Origin of the sequence: Streptomyces sp. TRM64462 (assembly GCF_013362995.1) — a bacterium.
Classification (GTDB): domain Bacteria; phylum Actinomycetota; class Actinomycetes; order Streptomycetales; family Streptomycetaceae; genus Streptomyces.
The window spans coordinates 1-1632 of record NZ_JABWDV010000057.1 but is presented as its reverse complement, the minus strand read 5'-3'; the positions used below and the strand labels follow the sequence as shown (position 1 = coordinate 1632).

Here is a 1632-nt window from a genome sequence, read left to right as displayed (position 1 = left end):
CTCCGCCTCGACGGCACACACACCGCCGCCGACGCGGGCGACCTGCCCCGCGACGTCGCCGACCGCGTCCGCCGGTTCACCGGCCAGGCCCAGCACCTCAAGGAACTACGCGCCCAGGCCCGCACGGCCAAACCGTCAGGAGCCCTGGACCGGCTCCACGACGGCTACACCGCCACCATCACCGCCGCCTTCGCCGTCCACGGCGCCCTCGCCGCACTCCCCGACGCCCGCGACGGAGCCCACGCGCGCGTAGCGCTCGAACTCGCCCACGCGCGCGAACTGCTCTCCCGCGAGGACGCCCTGCTCACCGCCGCCCACCTCACCCGCGACCTCGCCGCGCCCCGCCACCGCGCCTTCAACGGCGCCGCCGAAGCCCGCCGTACCCTCCTCGGATCCGCCACGACCGACCTCCGGGATCCCGCCCGCACCACCTGGCGCCGCCTCACCGACGCCCCCGCCTACCGGCAGCTCACCGCGGCCGAGGACCGCATAGCCGCCGCACCGCCGGGCCGCCGCGCCGCCACCGCCGTACCAGTGGCCGGCTGGGACGCCGCCCACGCCGCCGTACGCGGTGCCCTCACCGCCCTGGAGAACGAGGCCCGCAAGCCGACCGGCGACGGCTCCCACCCCCTCGCGGGGGGCGCCCTCACGCCCGCAGGCGCCGCCGTCGTCCTCGGTCTCGCCGCCGTCGCCGCCTCCCTCGTCATCTCCGTACGGATCGGCCGCTCCCTCGTCGTCGAACTCGTCGGCCTCCGCAATTCCGCGCTCGACATCGCCCACCGCGAACTCCCGCACGCCATGCGCCGCCTGCGCGCCGGCGAACAACTCGACCTCCACCGCGAAGCACCCGCGGCCGCGGGACGACCCGCCCACGACGAGATCGGCCAGGTCGCGGACGCCCTGAGCACCGTCCACCGCGCCGCACTGGAAGCCGCTGCCGAACGCGCAGAACTGGCCGGCGGCATCTCCGGAGTCTTCGTCAACCTCGCCCGGCGCAGCCAGGTCCTCGTCCACCGCCAGCTCACCCTGCTCGACAGCATGGAACGCCGCGCCGACGACCCCAACGAACTCGGGGACCTGTTCCGCCTCGACCACCTCACCACCCGCATGCGCCGGCACGCCGAGAGCCTCATCATCCTGTCCGGCTCGGCCCCGGGCCGGGCCTGGCGGACACCCGTCCCGCTGACCAACGTCGTACGCGCCGCCGTCTCCGAGATCGAGGACTACGCGCGCGTCGAGGTACGGCCGCTCACCGAGACCGCCGTCACCGGCGGCGCCGTGGCCGACCTCACCCACCTCCTCGCCGAACTCATCGAGAACGCCGCCCAGTTCTCCCCGCCCCACACCAAGGTCCGCGTCACCGGCGAGCCCGTCGGCAACGGCTACGCCCTGGAGATCGAGGACCGCGGCCTCGGCATGGGCCAGCAGTCACTGGCCGACGCCAACCGGCGCATCGCCCACTCCGAGGACCTGGACCTCTTCGACAGCGACCGGCTGGGCCTCTTCGTCGTCAGCCGACTCGCCGCCCGACACGACATCAAGGTCCAGCTGCGCCCCTCGGCGTACGGCGGCACGACGGCCGTCGTCCTCCTGCCCACCGACCTGCTCCAGGCCGCACCGCCCGCCACGGCG

1 protein-coding gene is annotated in these 1632 nt (G+C 75.0%); it reads left to right on the top strand.

Annotated elements, in window-relative coordinates; all coding sequences use genetic code 11:
• A partial coding sequence (locus HTZ82_RS02740) for an ATP-binding protein (protein ID WP_175407629.1) occupies positions 1-1632 on the top strand: 1632 nt, incomplete at both ends.